This is a genomic window from Cupriavidus sp. FW305-26 (assembly GCF_058787975.1).
The window spans coordinates 12,804-30,560 of record NZ_JBYTAH010000015.1; the positions used below are offsets into that span (position 1 = coordinate 12,804).

At 66.3% G+C, this 17,757-nt stretch carries 16 protein-coding genes; 2 read left to right on the forward strand and 14 right to left on the reverse strand.

Annotated features, from left to right (window positions below; genetic code table 11):
• Window positions 1-183 precede the first annotated feature (183 nt).
• The 13 genes from hflC to ndk form a co-directional block, all read right to left on the reverse strand.
• Entirely contained in the window at window positions 184-1,092 is a 909-nt protein-coding gene (hflC, locus tag AC3WQZ_RS11245) for a protease modulator HflC (protein WP_010809434.1), read from the reverse strand.
• A 10-nt stretch (window positions 1,093-1,102) separates the two neighbouring features.
• Window positions 1,103-2,464, reverse strand: a complete 1,362-nt coding sequence (gene hflK, locus AC3WQZ_RS11250) for an FtsH protease activity modulator HflK (protein ID WP_010809433.1) — start codon at window positions 2,462-2,464, stop codon at window positions 1,103-1,105.
• A 152-nt stretch (window positions 2,465-2,616) separates the two neighbouring features.
• Entirely contained in the window at window positions 2,617-3,879 is a 1,263-nt protein-coding gene (gene hflX / locus AC3WQZ_RS11255; RefSeq protein WP_010809432.1) for a GTPase HflX, read from the reverse strand.
• Between the two features lie 225 nt (window positions 3,880-4,104).
• Window positions 4,105-4,344 carry an RNA chaperone Hfq gene (gene hfq / locus AC3WQZ_RS11260; protein WP_010809431.1) on the reverse strand — a complete coding sequence of 80 codons (240 nt, stop codon included), beginning with the start codon at window positions 4,342-4,344 and terminating at the stop codon, window positions 4,105-4,107.
• 211 nt (window positions 4,345-4,555) lie between these two features.
• On the reverse strand, window positions 4,556-5,899 hold the full coding sequence (gene der, locus AC3WQZ_RS11265; protein WP_010809430.1) for a ribosome biogenesis GTPase Der: 1,344 nt from the start codon (window positions 5,897-5,899) through the stop codon (window positions 4,556-4,558).
• A gap of 220 nt (window positions 5,900-6,119) precedes the next feature.
• Window positions 6,120-7,295 (reverse strand): outer membrane protein assembly factor BamB, encoded by a 1,176-nt coding sequence (gene bamB / locus AC3WQZ_RS11270; protein ID WP_011615625.1) that lies wholly within the window; start codon window positions 7,293-7,295, stop codon window positions 6,120-6,122.
• A gap of 68 nt (window positions 7,296-7,363) precedes the next feature.
• Window positions 7,364-7,996, reverse strand: coding sequence for a tetratricopeptide repeat protein (locus tag AC3WQZ_RS11275; protein WP_010809428.1), 633 nt, complete (start codon window positions 7,994-7,996; stop codon window positions 7,364-7,366).
• 68 nt (window positions 7,997-8,064) lie between these two features.
• Window positions 8,065-9,435, reverse strand: coding sequence for a histidine--tRNA ligase (gene hisS, locus AC3WQZ_RS11280; protein WP_010809427.1), 1,371 nt, complete (start codon window positions 9,433-9,435; stop codon window positions 8,065-8,067).
• A gap of 39 nt (window positions 9,436-9,474) precedes the next feature.
• The gene (gene ispG, locus AC3WQZ_RS11285; protein WP_010809426.1) at window positions 9,475-10,767 is read right to left on the reverse strand and encodes a flavodoxin-dependent (E)-4-hydroxy-3-methylbut-2-enyl-diphosphate synthase; all 1,293 of its coding nucleotides are present in this window, start codon (window positions 10,765-10,767) and stop codon (window positions 9,475-9,477) included.
• 38 nt (window positions 10,768-10,805) lie between these two features.
• Complete coding sequence (locus AC3WQZ_RS11290) at window positions 10,806-11,771, reverse strand: RodZ domain-containing protein (protein WP_492300561.1); 966 nt, start codon at window positions 11,769-11,771, stop codon at window positions 10,806-10,808.
• The gene (gene pilW / locus AC3WQZ_RS11295; RefSeq protein ID WP_010809424.1) at window positions 11,764-12,543 is read right to left on the reverse strand and encodes a type IV pilus biogenesis/stability protein PilW; all 780 of its coding nucleotides are present in this window, start codon (window positions 12,541-12,543) and stop codon (window positions 11,764-11,766) included. Before pilW ends, AC3WQZ_RS11290 begins: the two co-directional genes overlap by 8 nt.
• Window positions 12,540-13,694 (reverse strand): dual-specificity RNA methyltransferase RlmN, encoded by a 1,155-nt coding sequence (rlmN, locus tag AC3WQZ_RS11300; RefSeq protein ID WP_010809423.1) that lies wholly within the window; start codon window positions 13,692-13,694, stop codon window positions 12,540-12,542. The genes pilW and rlmN overlap by 4 nt, the downstream gene beginning before the upstream one ends.
• A gap of 53 nt (window positions 13,695-13,747) precedes the next feature.
• A complete protein-coding gene (gene ndk, locus AC3WQZ_RS11305) occupies window positions 13,748-14,173 on the reverse strand; it encodes a nucleoside-diphosphate kinase (RefSeq protein ID WP_010809422.1) in 426 nt (141 codons plus the stop codon).
• 372 nt (window positions 14,174-14,545) lie between these two features.
• On the opposite strand from ndk, the gene AC3WQZ_RS11310 reads away from it, so the two are divergent.
• Complete coding sequence (locus AC3WQZ_RS11310) at window positions 14,546-15,250, forward strand: Bax inhibitor-1/YccA family protein (protein WP_010809421.1); 705 nt, start codon at window positions 14,546-14,548, stop codon at window positions 15,248-15,250.
• A gap of 69 nt (window positions 15,251-15,319) precedes the next feature.
• Here AC3WQZ_RS11310 and rlmD read toward each other — a convergent pair whose 3' ends face one another.
• Window positions 15,320-16,648, reverse strand: coding sequence for a 23S rRNA (uracil(1939)-C(5))-methyltransferase RlmD (rlmD, locus tag AC3WQZ_RS11315; RefSeq protein ID WP_041687438.1), 1,329 nt, complete (start codon window positions 16,646-16,648; stop codon window positions 15,320-15,322).
• A gap of 227 nt (window positions 16,649-16,875) precedes the next feature.
• Here rlmD and AC3WQZ_RS11320 point away from each other — a divergent pair, with 227 nt between their 5' ends.
• Entirely contained in the window at window positions 16,876-17,730 is an 855-nt protein-coding gene (locus AC3WQZ_RS11320) for an endonuclease/exonuclease/phosphatase family protein (RefSeq protein WP_439668038.1), read from the forward strand.
• Window positions 17,731-17,757: the final 27 nt, after the last annotated feature.

The window sequence follows — 17,757 nt, forward strand, 5'->3', positions numbered from 1 at the left end:
TCAATCTCTTCTCAGTCATTCGGACCACCTCGCGAGGCAATGCCCCAAGGCACCGGTCCTTGACCAGAAACGTCATCGCAGGCGCCACGCGCCCGCGCCATCACCCGGCGAGGATGGCTCCAGCCGGACAAAACCCCGGCAAGCCGGGGTTTCGTCAATTCGCCACACGGACAAGCGACGGTGCTAGCGCTTGCCTCCGGATCCGCCCGAGGCCGCCGCGGCGGCACCACCGCTGGAACGCATGTAGCGGAAGAACTCGGAGTTGGGCTCAAGCACCAGCACGTCGCGCTTGTCGCGGAAGGTGTTGCGGTAAGCCTCCATGCTGCGCCAGAACTGCGCGAACTGCGGATCGCGGCCAAACGCGTCGGCATAGATCTGCGAGGCCTTGGCATCGCCCTGGCCCTTGATCACCTGGGCGTCGCGGTAGGCCTCGGCCAGCACCACTTCGCGCTGGCGGTCGGCATCGGCGCGGATCTTCTCGCCCTCGGCGGCGCCGGTTGAGCGCAGCTCGTTGGCCACGCGCTTGCGCTCGGCCTCCATGCGACGGTACACCGATTCGCTGATCGCGGGCAGCAGGTCAACGCGCTTGAGGCGCACGTCCAGGATCTCGACGCCGACCGACTTGGCATATTCAGCCATGCCGTTGCGGATGGCCTGCATCACCTGCTCGCGCTCGCCGGCGACCACGTCGGCCACGGTGCGCTTGCCGAACTCCTCGCGCGCCACCGAGTCGATGCGCTGGGTCATGCGGTCCTGCGCGCCGCGCAGGTTGCCGCCGAAGGCCACGAAGAACTTGCGCGGATCGGTGATGCGCCATTTGACGAACCAGTCCACCACCATGCTCTTCTTCTCGGCGGTCAGGAAACGCTCGTTGGCGGCGACGTCGATGGTCTGCAGGCGCCGGTCCATGAACACCACGTTCTGGAACGGCGGCGGCAGCTTGAAGTGCAGGCCGGGCTCGCGCACCACCTGCTTGATCTGGCCGAAGGCGAACACCACGGCGTACTGGCGCTGGTCGACCACGAACAGCATGGACGAAACCACGGCCAGCAGGATGAAAAAGCCAATCGCGAAGGAAATCAGTCGGTTCATGACGGTCTCCTCAGCGCGAGTCGCGGTCGCGGTTGCGCAGCGCTTCGCGCGAGCGGGCGTCCGTCGATGCATCCGGCGCGGACGCCGGCGGGCTGGCCGCACCCGGTTGGCCCGGCTGCGGCGCAGCGCGGCCGTCGGCCTGTGCCATCAGCTTGTCCAGCGGCAGGTAGAGAAGATTGTTGCCCTGGCGCGCGTCCACCAGCACCTTGGTCGAATTGGTGTAGATCTGCTGCATGGTTTCCAGATAGATGCGGTCGCGCGTCACCTGCGGCGCCTTGGCGTATTCGGTCTGCACCGAACGGAAGCGCGAGGCATCGCCCTCGGCCTGCGCCACCACGCGGGAGCGGTAGGCTTCGGACTCTTCCTTCAGGCGCGCCGCGGTACCCTTGGCGCGCGGGAGGATGTCATTGGCATAGGCCTGGCCTTCGCTGATCGCGCGCTCGCGGTCCTGGCTGGCCTTGTTGACGTCGTCGAACGCGGCCTGCACCTGCTCGGGCGGCTGCACGCTCTGCACGTTCACGGACAGCACGCGGATGCCGGTCTTGTACGCCGTCAGGATGGCCTGGATCGACTTGGCCAGTTGCTGCGCGATCTGTTCGCGGCTCTCGTACAGCACCGCGTCCATCTTGTTGCGGCCGACGATCTCGCGCACCGAGGTCTCGGCGGCCTGCGTCACCAGCTCTTCATCGCCACCGCGGTCGGTCTTGTTGAAGAACAGGAATTCGCCGGCGTCCTGGATCACGTACTGCACGGTAAAGCGCACGTCGATGATGTTCTCGTCCTGCGTCAGCATCGACGAGTCCTTCAGGTTGCTGTCCTTGATCGAGGTGGAGCGCCCCACCTCGACCGAACGCACCGCCGACAGGTTGACGATCTCGGCCGACTGGACCGGCCAGGGCATGCGCCAGTTGATGCCGGGGCCGGTGGAGTACTTGAACTTGCCGAACTGCAGGATCACCGCGGTCTGGCCTTCCTGAACCATGAAGAAGCCGCTGGCCAGCCAGATGCCGACCACGGCCGCGACGATCACGCCAGCGCCCACCCCCGAGCCCTTGCCCGGCGTGCGCGGACCGCCAAAGCCCTGGTTGTTGCCGCCGCCGTTGTCCTTGCGGCCGAGCAGGCCGTTCAGGCGGCGGTTGAAGTCGCGCCACAGTTCGTCCAGGTCAGGCGGGCCGCCGTCCTGCTGCGGGCGCTGGTTCTGCTGGCGGTTGTCGTCGCGACCGTCCTTCTTGTCGTCGTCGTCCTGACCGTTGCGACCCCAGCGCGGATCGTTCAGCGAGAAGATGGCGCGCAGGCGCTGCCAGCCCGCGCGCAGCGCGAAGCGGCCGCCTGGTGTCAGGCTCGAATCAGCATTCCGGGGAAACTGGGGCATGAAGTGCACGGGTCCGGGGAAGTTTGTAACAGGGGGATTCTAGCAGTCATCCGAGCCACTTTTGGCCAATTCGCGCAATCCCGGCAGCAATCGCACCGGGATTGGGCAGAACGGCCGGAGCACTGGCGGCGAACTGACGGCAACTTGACAGGCTACAGCCTGTCCGAATCCCCCGCATCGGCGTCGTCGCTGCCGTCAGCCACGCCGCCCTCATCTGCACTGCCATCATCGCCGGCATCGGCGTACTGGGGCACGTCGGCCAGGCGCGGGTCATAGGGTTGCGGCTCGGGCGGGCGGCTGGCCAGCCATTGCGCCACCTCGACCACGGCCTCGCGCAGCGCATCCAGGCCCATGCCCTCGCGCGCGCTCAGGAACACGCGGGTGGGGATGCCGTCCTCGTCGCGCTCCAGGCGCGGGCCCTGCTCCAGCAGCTCGGGCGCGGCATCGATCTTGTTCATCACCACGATCTGCGGGATGTCCAGCGCGTTGATTTCCGCCAGCACGCGGTTGACCTGCTCGATCTGCTCGTGGCGCACCGGGCTCGATGCATCCACCACATGCAGCAGCAGGTCGGCATGCACGGTCTCGTCCAGCGTGGCGCGGAATGCCGCCACCAGTTGCGTGGGCAGGTCGCGGATAAAGCCGACCGTGTCGGACAGCACCACGTTGCCCAGCCCGTCCAGGAACAGGCGGCGCGAGGTGGTGTCGAGCGTGGCGAACAGCTGGTCGGCCGCATAGGCGCCAGCCTTAGTCAGCGCATTGAACAGCGTCGACTTGCCCGCGTTGGTATAGCCCACCAGCGAAATGCTGAGCGTGTCATTGCGCGCGCGCGCGCGCCGCTGCGTGCTGTGCTGGCGCTGCAGCCGCGACAGATCGGACTTGAGCCGCTTGGCGCGCTCGTCCAGCATGCGCCGGTCCAGCTCGAGCTGGCGCTCGCCGGGGCCACCGCGCATGCCGATGCCGCCCTTCTGCCGCTCCAGGTGGCTCCACGCGCGGACCAGCCGCGACGCGCGGTACTGGACCTGCGCCAGCTCCACCTGCACCTTGCCCACGTGGCTCTGCGCGCGCTGCCCGAAGATGTCCAGGATCAGGCCGGTGCGGTCGATCACGTGGCGGTTCAGGAAGCGCTCCAGGTTGCGCTGCTGTGCCGGGCTCAGGGCGTGGTTGAACACCACCACGTCGGCATCCAGCGCGTCGGCGGCCTCCTTCAGCTCCTCGGCCTTGCCCGAGCCGATGAACAGCGCCGGATCCGGCCGCGAGCGGCGGCCCGTCAACGTATGCACCGGCACAGAGCCAGCGGTAGAGGTCAGCAGCGCCAGTTCGCTGAGGCTTTCCTGGAAATCATGCTTGCCGAAGTCGACGCCGACCAGAATGGCGCGCGAAGGGGCGGTATTTGAAGTGGCTCTGGGGTCCAAGGGCGGGCGCGAAAGCGCAGGGAAAAACGGGTTCAGGGGGAAGGCGGGCGGATGTCGGACACTGTCCCGGCCCCTGCCGGGACAGGCCGCCGCATGATGCGGAACGTGGCGGCAGCGGTGGCGGCATTGGCAACCGCCAGGCCGCGCGGCACCGGGCGCAATGGCGCACCGGCGCCGGGCATCGGTGCGGCGCCGCGGGGCGCCCGCACGATGCCCGCAAGGAGATCAGGCCTCGGCGGCGTCATCCACGCGGAAATTGACCGCGCGCGCAGGAACGACAGTGGAAATCGCATGCTTGTAGACCATCTGCGTCACGGTGTTGCGCAGCAGGACGACATACTGGTCGAACGATTCGATATTGCCTTGCAGCTTGATGCCATTGACGAGGTAGATGGAAACCGGCACGTGCTCTTTGCGCAGCGCGTTCAGGAACGGGTCTTGTAGCAGTTGCCCTTTGTTGCTCATGGCACACTCCAAATTTATAGGTTTAGTGGTGAATGATGGGGATGGAAATCCCCGGTTCAAGTCAGGCGGCGCAAAAACGCGCCAGAAAAAAGATCAAAAACGGTACCAAGTCGGCGTCAATGCACAGGGAACCCCCTGCTACCGCAAATTTAGCCGCAGTTCCAAACGAACGCAAACGAAAACTTGCCCCGCCAGGAATCCGATTCCGGACTCAATCCTTCGAGTCCGCGTACGGATTTTTGTTCGTACGAAATTCGATGCGAAGAGGGGTGCCCTTTAGCTTGAATGCCGTACGGAAACGATTTTCCAGGTAGCGCCGGTAGGTTTCCGCAACGCCCGAGAGCGCATTGCCGTGGATCACGATAATGGGCGGATTCGAGCCGCCCTGGTGCGCGTAGCGCAGCTTGGGCCGCGACGCGCCGACCCGCTTGGGCTGCTGGAATTCCACCGCTTCCTGCAGCACACGCGTGAGCTGCGGCGTCGGCAGCTTGACCATGGCCGCGGCGAACGCGTCATCGACCGAACGCATCAGCGCGCCAATGCCGGTACGCTCGCGTGCCGAGACAAAATGGAAATTCGCGAAGCTAAGGAATTGCAGCTTGCGTTCCAGGTCATGCTTGATGCGGTCGCGGGTATGGCCGTCCAGCCCATCCCATTTATTGACGCCCACCACCAGTGCGCGGCCCGATTCCACGATAAAGCCGGCGATATGCGCGTCCTGGTCGGAAATATCCTGTTGCGCATCGAGCAGCAGGATCACCACATTGGCATCGGCGATCGACTGCAGCGTCTTGACCACCGAGAACTTCTCGATCGCCTCGAACACCTTGCCGCGCCGGCGCAAGCCTGCCGTGTCGATCAGCGTGTAGGGCTTGCCGCCGCGCTCGAACTCCACGTAGATGGCATCCCGGGTGGTGCCGGGCATGTCGAACGCGATCACGCGCTCTTCGCCGATCAGCGTGTTGACCAGCGTGGATTTCCCCACATTGGGGCGCCCGACGATGGCGATCTTGACGCCCTTGCCTTCGTCCGGAATCTCTTCGCCCAGCTCGGGGCGCTCCTGGACCGCGAGTTCGATGGCTTCGTCGACCAGTTCGCTCACGCCGTCGCCGTGGGCAGCGGAGATCGCGTACGGATCGCCCATGCCCAGCTCATAGAAGTCGGCCGCCACCGAGGTGTACTTCATGCCCTCGGCCTTGTTGACCGCCAGCATGATGCGCCGTCCGGTCTTGCGCAGGTAGTCGGCGATGGCGCGGTCCTGCGGCGCCAGGCCCAGGCGGCCGTCGACGATGAAGATCACCACGTCAGCCTCGACCACGGCCTGCTTGGTCTGCTTGGCCATCTCGGCGACGATGCCTTCCTTGACCACCGGCTCGAAGCCGCCGGTATCGATGGCGATGAACGGGCGTTCGCCGATGCGCCCTTCCCCGTAATGGCGGTCGCGCGTCAGGCCCGGCAGGTCGGCGACAAGGGCGTCGCGCGATCGGGTCATGCGGTTAAATAGCGTCGACTTGCCCACATTGGGGCGGCCGACAAGTGCGATAACTGGTTTCATGCAATAAACGGAAACGGGGGCCGGCACGCCGCCCCCCGGTAACTCCGGAGTCAATGGATCCGACGGCACGCCGCGCCACCTAGGGCGCGGTCTGCCGCTTGTCCTGTCGGGCGCGGCGCCGGGTCAACGGACCCGCTGCAATTGCCGCGCTAAGGATCATGCTACCGGATTCGGCGCTGGCCGTACCGACAGGTGTACGGCAGCGCGCATTGGATTCCTGTCAGCCAGGCTGGAAACCGTAGACGTCGCCGTCGCGGGTCTGGATTACCAGGGTCTGCCCCGCCACCACGGGCGCGGCGGTGATGGCACTGCCATCGGTCTTCATGCGTGCGATGACCTGGCCGTCTTCGCGCGACAGGAAGTGTACATAACCTTCAAAGTCGCCCATTACCACCGAGCGGCCCAGGGCCAGCGGCGCGCCCAGGCGGCGATTGCGCAGGTCGTTGTTCTTCCAGCGCTCGTTGCCGTTCTGGCGGTCGAACGCATGCACGACCGACTGCTCGTCGCTGGCGTAAATTGCATTGTCATCCTGCGCCGGGCCGCTCGGCGACGAGAAATCCTTGCCCCACTGCGGCTGCCCGCTGGCCAGTTCCAGGCAGGCCACCCGGCCCTGGAAGGTGGTGGCGCAGACCTGGCGCCCGCTCACCATCGGCAGGCCGGTGACATCGTTCAGGCGCTCGATCTCCGACACGCCCTTCGGGTACGAGACCGCACTCTCCCAGCGCAGCACGCCGTTGCCCGGCGTCAGCACGCCCAGCTTGCCGCCGGGGAAGCCCATCACGATGCCGTCGCCGGCAAACACCATCCCCATCGCCGCGCGCAGGTTCAGCGGCGTCTGCGAACGCTGGTAGATCCAGCGGCGCTCGCCGGTCTCGGCGTCCAGGCCGAATACGCGCGTGTCGGTGGTGCGCACCACCACCAGGCCATTGCCGACCAGCGGCGCCGACAGCACCTCGCCGTTGACCTGCTTCTTCCAGATCTGCTTGCCGCTGGCGTCAAAGGCATAGATGGCGCCCTTCTCGCCGGCGACCGCCGTCACCGAGCCATCGCTGCCCGGACCCGAGGTCAGGTCCAGGTCGGCCTTGGACTTCCACAGCACGCGCCCGCTGGCGCCTTCCAGCGCCATCACGTTGCCGTTATTGGACGACACGTAGACGTTGTTGCCCGCCGCGGCCGGCTGCATCGAATAGGGGCCGCTCTTGCCCACGTCGGCCTTCCAGGCCTGGCGCACCGACAGCGTGCCCGAGACCGGCTTGAGCTCGGCGGGCGGGTGCTTGTTTTCCTTGCTGAACAGCGAGCAGCCGCCCAGTGTGGCCAGGCAGGCAACCGCCACCAGCGCACGGGTCATGGCGCGGGCAGGCTGGCGATGTACGGCACGGGAAAGCACTGACGTCATAGGGTTACGGTCCTGTTTATACGATCCGCTGGATATGCGGTGTTTGCATGCGTTCGGGAGCGGCCGGATCAGGCCGTGCCCAGCGCATCAAGCTTGAACTGGATGATCTGGCGCATCGCAGGCTCTTCCTGGCCCAGCTTGTCCAGCGCCTTGCGATAGGCCGTGCGCGCATCGTCGCGCTTGTCCTGCGCGGCGAGCAGGTCGCCGCGGCGGTCGGCATACAGCGCCACGAACGCTGCCGGCGGTTCATCCTTGAGCAGCGCCAGGCCCTTGTCGTAGGCCTTCTCGTCGAGCAGCACGCCGGCCAGGCGCACGCGCGCCAGGTGCGAATACTCCTGGTCGCCATGGTCGATGGCCCATTGCAGCTGGCTCTTGGCCGCGGCGAGGTCGCCCGCATCGTACAGCACGCGGCCCGCGACCAGCGCGCTCATCTGGCCATAGGCGGTGCGGCCGTACTTGTCTTCCAGGTCGGTCGCGGCGCGCTTGATGCGCTCGATGTCGCGCGCCTCGGCGGCCTTGAGCACCTGCTCGTACAGCACCGCGGCCTCGCCGGCCTGCTTGCGTTCCCAGTACTTCCAGCCGTTCCAGCCGGCGAACGCCAGCAGCGCGACGATCAGCACCCAGGTCAGCGCATTGCCGTACTGGCGCCACCAGGCCTTCAGATTCTCAAGCTGTTCCTGTTCTTCTAGATCGTAAGCCATGTCGAGGCAATCACCTGCGTTGGGTTAGGTACTCGTGTACTGGGTTTTCCGGGTGGCCGGTGCGCGATTTATTCGCTGGCGCCGACCATGGCGTCGATCAGGTAATCGACCAGTCCCTCGGCCGGCACGGTGGCCTGTTGTCCACCGCCTTCGGCCTGCTCGCGCTGGCGAAGTTCCTTGACCTGGACCACGCCGGCAGCCACTTCGTCGTCGCCAATGATAACGGCATAGGCCGCACCGCTTGTGTCGGCGCGCTTCATCTGCGACTTGAAGCTGCCGCCCTTGCCGTCGGGGCTGGCGTGCAGCACCACGTCCAGGCCTGCGTCGCGCAGCCGTTCCGCGGCGATCATCGCCTGCTGCGCGGCGGCTTCGCCCTGGTGCACCAGGTAGACGTCGCAGCCCGCCGCGTCGGGCACCACGCCCTCTTCGCGGATCAGCTCGATGATGCGCTCGATGCCCATGGCCCAGCCGCAGGCCGGCGCCGGCTTGCCGCCCATCTGCGCGATCAGCGGGTCATAGCGCCCGCCGCCGGCGATGGTGCCCTGCGCACCCAGCTTGTCGGTGATCCACTCGAACACCGTCAGGTTGTAGTAGTCCAGGCCACGCACCAGGCGCGGGTTGATCTTGAACGGGATGTTGTTGGCCTTGAGCAGGCGCTGCACGCCCTCGAAGTGCGCCAGCGACTCCTCGCCCAGGAAATCGATCAGCTTGGGCGCGTTGGCCGCCATCTCCTGCAGCGCCGGGTTCTTGGTGTCCAGCACGCGCAGCGGGTTGGTGTACAGGCGGCGCTTGCTGTCGTCGTCCAGGATGTCCTGGAAGCCTTCCAGGTACTTGATCAGCTGTTCGCGATGCGCGGCGCGTTCATGGGCCTGCCCCAGCGAATTGAGCTCCAGGCGCACGCCAACCAGGCCCAGGTCGTCCCACAGGCGCTGGCACATCAGGATGATTTCGGCATCCACGTCCGGGCCGGCAAAGCCCAGCGCCTCGGCGCCGAGCTGGTGGAACTGGCGGTAGCGGCCGCGCTGCGGACGCTCGTGGCGGAACATCGGGCCGGTGTACCACAGGCGCTTGGGGCCGTCGTACAGCAGATTGTGCTCGATGGTGGCGCGCACGGCCGCGGCGGTGCCTTCGGGGCGCAGCGTCAGCTGCTCGCCGTTGAGCGAATCGGTGAAGGAGTACATCTCCTTCTCGACGATGTCAGTGACCTCGCCGATGCCGCGCACGAACAGCTGCGTATGCTCGACGATCGGCGTGCGGATCTGCTGGTAGCCGTAGGCACGCAGCATGGCGCGTGCGGCATTCTCGAAATGCTCCCACAGCGGCGCATCCGCCGGCAGCATGTCGTTCATGCCCTTCACGCCCTGCAGGGCCTTGGCGGGGCGCACCTTCGGTTCGGTCTTGGCACCGCCTGCGGCGGCAACGTTCTCGGATTGCGTCATTCTGTTCTTGTCAGGCTGCTGGCACCCGGCCGGTCCGGCTCAGGCTGCCACTTCTTTGTCGGCCCGCGCAGCGCCCGGGCCGTAATGCGTGCGAACGTATTCATCTACGATCGCCTGGAATTCTTCTGCAATGCGCTCGCCGCGCAGCGTCTTCACCTTGACGCCGTCGACGAACACCGGCGCCGCCGGCGATTCACCCGAGCCCGGCAGCGAGATGCCGATGTTGGCGTGCTTGCTCTCGCCCGGGCCGTTGACGATGCAGCCCATCACGGCCACATCCATTTCCTCGACGCCCGGGTAGGCGGTCTTCCATTGCGGCATCTGCTCGCGCAGGTAGGCCTGGATGCTTGCCGCCAGCTCCTGGAAAACGGTGCTGGTGGTGCGGCCACAGCCCGGGCACGCAATCACCATCGGGGTGAAGTTGCGCATGCCCATGGTCTGCAGGATCTCCTGCCCCACGTACACCTCCTTCTCGCGCGGCGCGCCGGGTTCAGGCGTCAGCGAGATGCGGATGGTGTCGCCGATGCCTTCCTGCAGCAGCACCGACAGCGCCGCGGTCGACGCCACGATGCCCTTGCTGCCCATGCCGGCCTCGGTCAGCCCGAGGTGCAGCGCGTAGTCGCAGCGGCGTGCCAGCTCGCGGTACACCGCGACCAGTTCCTGCACCTGCGACACCTTGCACGACAGGATGATCTGGTCGCCCGGCAGGCCGATTTCCTCGGCCTTCTTGGCCGAGTCGATGGCCGAGGTGATCAGCGCCTCGATCATCACGCTCTGCGCCGGCCACGGCTCGGCGCGCCCGGCGTTCTCGTCCATGATCCGTGCCAGCAGGTCCTGGTCCAGGCTGCCCCAGTTCACGCCGATGCGCACCGGCTTGTGGTAGCGGCACGCCATCTCGATCATCTGCGCGAACTGCGTGTCGCGCTTGGCGCCCTGGCCGACATTGCCGGGGTTGATCCGGTACTTGGACAGCGCCTCGGCACAGGCCGGATAGTCCTGCAGCAGCTTGTGGCCGTTGTAGTGGAAGTCGCCCACCAGCGGCACGTCCACGCCCATGCGGTCGAGCTGCTCGCGGATCGACGGCACCGCGGCGGCGGCCTCGGGCGTGTTCACCGTGATGCGCACGATCTCCGAGCCCGCACGCGCCAGTTCCTTGACCTGGATGGCCGTGCCGATGGCGTCGACCGTATCCGTGTTGGTCATCGACTGCACGCGCACCGGCGCACCGCCGCCAATGGTCACCACATTGTCGCCCCACGCAACGCGCGCCTGGCGCGTCTGGCGGCGCGGCAGCGGACCGGGCAGGACCGGGAGACAGAGCTGTTGGTTCATAGCGTTACCACCTTGCAAAGACGCACCTCGCGCCCGCGTCAGGGCAGCGTCAGGCGCGCCACGTTGTTGCGGTTGGCTGCCTTCAGGTCGACCGGCGTGCCATTGCGCGTCAGCGACTCGACGCCCTTGACGTTGCCGATCACCACCTTGTACGGGGCCGTGCCGCCACCGGCCACGGTCTGGCCAGCCTTGGCGGTACCGCCCATGACGATCTTGCCGCTATTGTCCCGGATCTCATACCAGGTATCGGCGGCAAAGCGGATCTGCAGTTCGCCCTCTCCTGCTGGCGCAGCCGGTGCCGCGGCAGCTGCAGGCGCGGAAGCGGCTGCGGGCGCCAGCGCGGCCACGGGGGCCGCGGCGGCACTGGCCGGAGCGGTTTCGGCAGACGGCGCCGGCGAATCGCCGGCGGCCATGACCGGCGGCAGCACCGCCGTCACGGTGCCGGCTTCCGTGCTCTGGATCACGGCAGGCGCTTCAGCCGTTACGGTCTCGGCAGCGCTGCTGCGCGCATCGATCCATGCGCGGATATGGTCAAGCCCGAACCAGCCGCCCGCGGCCACCAGCACGGCCACCAGCGCCAGCCAGACCCAGCGGCCGCCGTTGCCGCCCGAGCGGAAGCGGTTGCGGTCGTCGAAGGCCGCATTGATGCCACCTTCGCGCTGCCGGGCAATTTCCGCCACCTGCGCCACCGGGCGCGGCTGGAAGCGTGCCAGCAGCGGGTCGATGTCGACGTGCAGCATGCGCGCATAGGCACGCATCACGCCCTTGGCGAAGGTCACGTCGGGCAGTGCCTGCAGGTTGCCGGCCTCGATCGCGCGCAGCTTGCCTGCAGCCACCTTCAGGCGCGCGCTGACGTCTTCCACCGACATGCGCTGCGCCTCGCGCTCGCGCGCCAGCGCTGCGCCGATCTCGCGTGCGGCAGCTTCGCGTTCTCCTTCGTGCGCGCCCCCGCCGACTTGTTGCGTCGGTACGGCCTGGCCTGCGGCGCGGTCGTGCTCACTCATCCCATGCTCCTTGTTCGTAGGCGGTCAACTCACGCGAGTCGGGGAAGCGGCTGCGCAGTTGCGCCCCAAGCGCATCCTGCGTGCGGCTGTCGCCCTGACGGTGGGCAATGCGCGCTCCCAGCCAGAGGGATTGCGCATTGACATATTGGCTGTTGTTGACGCGCTGGATATATTGCCGGGCCTGCGCGAAGTCGCCGCGCCGGTAGAAGACCAGCGCGAGGTTGGTGTTGGCCACCGGGTTGTTGCGGTCGTAGCCGAGCGCGGCCTTCAGGTTCTTTTCCGCTTCGGCGCTGTGGCCCTGGCGCAGTTCGCACGCGCCCAGGCTGATCAGCGGCTTGGCGGGGCCGCCTGCTGACGGCGCCGCCATCGCGCGCTGCAGCATCGGCACGGCCTCGCCGTAGCGCCCTTCCTGGCACAGGAACCAGCCGTAGTTGTTGAGCAGGTCGCCGTCGTTGGCACGCATCGACACCGCCGTGCGGAAGCTGTCGTCGGCCAGCGTGCGCTCATTCATGTTCATGTAGATCAGCGCGCGCACATGGTAGGCATCGGCAAGCGCCGGATCGATGGCAATGGCCTGCTTGATCTCGTCAAGGGCGACCGCGTTCTGGCCGGCCTCCAGATAGTTGGTGGCGAGCTGCAGCCGGATGCCGGCGCGGCGCCTTGCATCGGTCTGGTCGGAAGCGGTCTGGGGATCCTGCGCCGGCGCATGCGGCAGCTGGCAGCCGGACAACATCAGCAGCCCCAGCAGGGCCGCAGCGATCAGACGGATCATGCAGGGCGAACCTCCCGAGGCTGGCCGGAAGCAGCGACCGGCACCAGTGGCGTGATCTTGCCGAACTTGCCGCGCTCGGCCAGGCGCGTGCGGTCCTTCACCTCACCGGCAAGCTGGCCGCAGGCGGCGTCGATATCGTCGCCGCGGGTCTTGCGGATGGTGGTCACGATCCCTGCGTCCATCAGCACCTGCGCAAAGCGCCGGATCTGATCGTTGTTGGAGCGTTTCAGGCCCGATTCGGGGAAGGGATTGAACGGGATCAGGTTGAACTTGCACGGCACGTCGGCCACAAGCTTCAGCAGTTCCCGCGCATGCTCGACGCCGTCGTTGACGCCGTCCAGCATGCAGTATTCGAAAGTAATGAAATCGCGCGGCGCGAATTCCAGGTAGCGGCGGCATGCCGCCATCAGCTCGGCCAGCGGGTACTTCTTGTTCAGCGGCACCAGCACGTCGCGCAAGGCGTCATTGGACGCGTGCAGCGACACGGCGAGAGCCACCGGGAGATCCTTGGACAGCCGGTCCATCATCGGCACCACGCCGGAGGTGGACAGCGTCACGCGGCGGCGCGACAGGCCGTAGGCGTTGTCGTCGAGCATCAGGCGCATGGCCGGCACGACAGCATCGTAGTTCAGCAGCGGCTCGCCCATGCCCATCATCACCACGTTGGAGATGACGCGGTCGTCCTTGGGGCCGCGGCCCAGTTGTTCGCGCATGGCGAACTCCGCCATCCACAGCTGGCCGATGATTTCACCGGTGCTGAGGTTGCGCGAGAAGCCTTGCTTGCCGGTGGAACAGAAGCGGCAGTTGACGGCGCACCCTGCCTGCGAGGAAACGCACAGCGTGCCGCGCGTTTCCTCGGGGATGTAGACCGTTTCCACCGCGTTGCCCTGGCCCACGTCGAGCAGCCACTTGCGCGTGCCGTCGGCCGACAGGTGGTCGGTAATGGCGGCAGGCGCGCGGATCTCGGCCCGCGTCGCGAGCTTTTCGCGCAGCGACTTGGCGAGATCCGACATGGCGTCGAAGCGGCTGGCACCGTAGTGGTGGATCCAGCGTTGCAGTTGCCGCGCACGGAACGGCTTCTCGCCGAGCTCGCCGCAATAAGCGGTGAGCGCGTCCGCGTCGAGGTCGAGCAGGTTGACGAGAGCGTTCATGACGGCAAACTCAGCTTCGGTGTCAGTCTAGTCCTGGCAGCAGCGCTGGACAATCAGCGGCTGTAGACGTTCATGCCCGGGAAGAAGAACGACACTTCCACGGCAGCCGTTTCAGCGGCGTCCGAGCCGTGCACGGCGTTGGCGTCGATGCTGTCGGCAAAATCGGCGCGGATGGTGCCCTTCTCGGCCTTCTTCGGGTCGGTGGCGCCCATCAGGTCACGGTTCTTGGCGATGGCGTTCTCGCCTTCCAGGGCCTGGATCATGACCGGGCCGGAAACCATGAAATCCACCAGGTCCTTGAAGAACGGACGCTCCTTGTGGACAGCGTAGAACTGCTCGGCCTCGCCGCGCGACAGGTGCACCATCTTGGCAGCAACGATCTTCAGGCCGGCGGCCTCGAAACGGGCGTAGATCTGGCCAATGACATTCTTGGCCACGGCATCCGGCTTGATAATCGACAGGGTGCGTTCGATCGCCATGAAAAACTCCGAAAAATGAAGGGGTTACAAATGGATTAAACGTGCGATTCTAGCACGAAGACTATGACCCTTTCGAGGGTCTTCCCTGCTCTGCCGTGTGTCGGGCCGCCCTTGCCGCACAACCGGGCGCAAAGTGCGCCAATGAGCACATTACAAGCTTGTCATGCCAGGAACACGCCGCCCCGGCTAACATCCAATGTGAGCGGCACCGAACGGCGCAAAGCATGCAATAGGTGACTCATGGGTTACCTCGCCCTTGCAATTTAGCCTCCCAGGTGCCACATTGACGATGGTTCCGTCCGGGTTCCATACGAATCTTCGCATCCGAAGCCTCGCAGCCCGGCGCCTCACCGTTTTGAGACAGGAGTCACCATGGATAACAAGCTGAACACCTACGGTTTCGGCAACAGTGCGTCGACCGTCACTGACGTCGTCGTTCGCAACCGGGTCTTGCGCAACACTTACTGGCTGCTGGCCCTCTCGATGATCCCCACCGTGCTCGGCGCGTGGATCGGCGTGGCCACCGGCTTCAGCTTCATGGCGGGCAACCCGTTCCTGTCGCTGATCCTGTTCCTGGGCATTGCGTTCGGGTTCTTCTACGGTATCGAGAAGACCAAGAACAGCAGCATGGGCGTGGTCCTGCTGCTGGCCTTCACGTTCTTCATGGGGCTAATGCTGTCGCGGCTGATCGGCGTGACGCTGCAGTTCTCCAACGGGCCGGCGCTGATCATGTATGCCTTTGGCGGCACGGCGGCGGTATTCGGCGCAATGGCGACCATCGCCACGGTCAGCAAGCGTGATTTCTCCGGCCTGGGCAAGTTCCTGTTCGTCGGCGTGATCCTGCTGATCTTGGCCAGCGTCGCCAATATCTGGCTGCAGCTGCCCTCGCTGATGATCACGGTGTCGGTGATCGCCATCGGTATCTTCTCGGCGTACATCCTGTTCGATGTGCAGCGCGTGGTAAACGGCGGCGAGACCAACTACATCACCGCCACGCTGGCAATCTACCTGGACGTGTACAATGTCTTCGTCAACCTGCTGGCGCTGCTGGGCATCTTCGGCGGCAGCCGCGAGTGACGGCAACCTCCCCTGCAGCATGAAAAAACCGGCCTGATGGCCGGTTTTTCTTTGGTGCGACTTGCGCGATCAGCCGCGCTCGAACACCGCGATCGACTCCACGTGCGAGGTGTGCGGGAACATGTTGACCACGCCCGCGCCGGCGAGCCGGTAGCCCGCCCCGTGCACCAGCAGGCCGGCGTCGCGCGCCAGCGTGGCTGGGCTGCACGAGACGTAGACGATGCGCTGCGGCAGCACGTTGCTGCCCTGCTGCGCCAGTTCGCCCAGCGCCTTGCACACGGCCAGCGCGCCTTCGCGCGGCGGATCGACCAGCCAGCGGTCAAAGCGGCCCAGCGCGGCAATGTCCTCGGCCGTGACCTCGAACAGGTTGCGGCATGCAAACTCGGTCCTGGCCGCCAGCCCGTTGTATTCGGCGTTGGCCAGCGCACGCGTGGTCAGCGCCTCGCTGCCTTCGATGCCCATCACCGACTTGCCCTGCGTGGCCAGCGGCAGCGTGAAGTTGCCGATGCCGCAGAACAGGTCGAGCAGGCGGTCCTGCGGCTGCGCGTCCAGCAAGCGCAGCGCGCGGCCGATCAGCACGCGGTTGATCTGGTGATTCACCTGGGTGAAATCGGTCGGCTTGAACGGCATGCGGATGCCGAATTCCGGCAGCGTATAGGCCAGCTCGGCATCGGCCGGGTAGAACGGGTAGACCGTATCCGGGCCCTTGGGCTGCAGCCAGAACTGCACCTTGTGCTGGTCGGCGAAGGCGCGCAGCAGGTCCTTGTCGGCATCGGTCAGCGGCTCCAGGATGCGCAGCACCAGCGCGGTGACTTCCTGCCCCACGGCCAGCTCGATCTGCGGCATGCGGTCGCGGATCGACAGGCCGCCGACCAGCTCGCGCAGCGGCACCAGCATGGCCGACACGTGCGGCGGCAGGATCTCGCAACGGGTCATGTCGGCCACATAGCTGCTCTTGCGCTCATGGAAGCCGACCAGCACCCCACCCTTCTTGGCCACATGGCGCACAGTCAGCCGCGCGCGGTAGCGATAGCCCCAGTCCGGCCCGGCGATGGGACGGAACACCACGTCGGGCTTCACTTTGGACAGGTGCCACAGGTTGTCTTCCAGCACGCGCTGCTTGATCGCCAGCTGGGCACGCGAATCGAGATGCTGCATCGAGCACCCGCCGCAGACCCCGAAATGCTGGCAACCGGGCTTCACGCGCATCACCGATTCCTGCCGGACCTCGACCAGGTGGGCCTGCTCGTAGCTGGGCTTGCGGCGAAAGCTGCGGTAGCTGACGGTCTCGCCGGGCAGCGCGCCTTCGACGAAGATCACCTTGCCGGGCGTGCCGTCCTCATTCAGCAGGCGGCCAACGCCGCGGGCCTCCATGTCGAGGCTGTCGATCGACACCACGGGATCGGCCGCGGGGGCGCCAGCGTCGGCGCGGACACGGGACTCTTTTGCGACGGGAGCAGCACCTTGATCGGCAACAGCGGCCGGGGCTGCCGGCGTTTCTTGTGGGGAGGACACGGCTTGGGACACCAGACGAAACCTGACGTATTGTTTTGTGAAAGCGGGATTGTATGCCAGACCGGGCCGGCATCGGCGGCTGCTTCCCGGCGACGTGACGGAGACGGCAAATGGAACTGATTTCCTGGAATATCCAATGGGGTCGCGGCGCCGACGGGCATGTCGACCTGGGCCGGCAGGTCGACACCTTGCGCGGCATTGCCGATGCCGACGTCATCTGCCTGCAGGAGGTCACGCGCGGCTTCGGTGAACTGCGCGGCAGCCCGGGGGAAGACCAGGTGACGGAGTTGACTGCCCTGCTGCCCGGCTACCACCTGCTCTACGCGCCTGGTGTCGACCGGCGCACCACCACCGGAGGACGCAAGCAGTTCGGCAACCTCATCGCCACGCGCCTGCCGGTGCGCGAAGTCTTCCGCCACGCCCTGCCCTGGCCGGCGGACCCGCAGGTGGCCTCGATGCCGCGCGTGGCGCTGGAAGCCTCGGTCGAAGTCAGCACCCGGCGGCTGCGCGTGATCTGCACGCACCTGGAGTATTACTCATCACACCAGCGCGCCGCCCAGGCCGAAGCCTTGCGCACCTGGCACGCCGAAGCCTGCGACCATGCGCGCCGCCCAGGCCGCAGCGAGAAATGGCCGGGCCCGTTCACGCCGGAGCCGCGCCCGGCCGAGGCCGTCCTGTGCGGCGACTTCAATAGCAAGCCTGACGATATCGCCTACCGCCGTGTGCTCGAGCCCTTTGACGATGCCACGCCGCCCTGGCGCGATGCCTGGCTGCACACACACCCAGGCCAGCCGCATGCGCCGACCTGCGCCCTGTACGACAAGGAGCAATGGCCGGAGCCGCCGTTCGCCTGCGATTTCATGTTCGTGACCGAGAATCTCGCCGGGCGGATCCGGCGCTGCGAGGTCGATGCCGATACGGCCAACTCGGACCACCAGCCGATCCTGCTGTCGCTGGATTTGTGAATTCGTGTCGGCGGCGCGTCGCCGCCG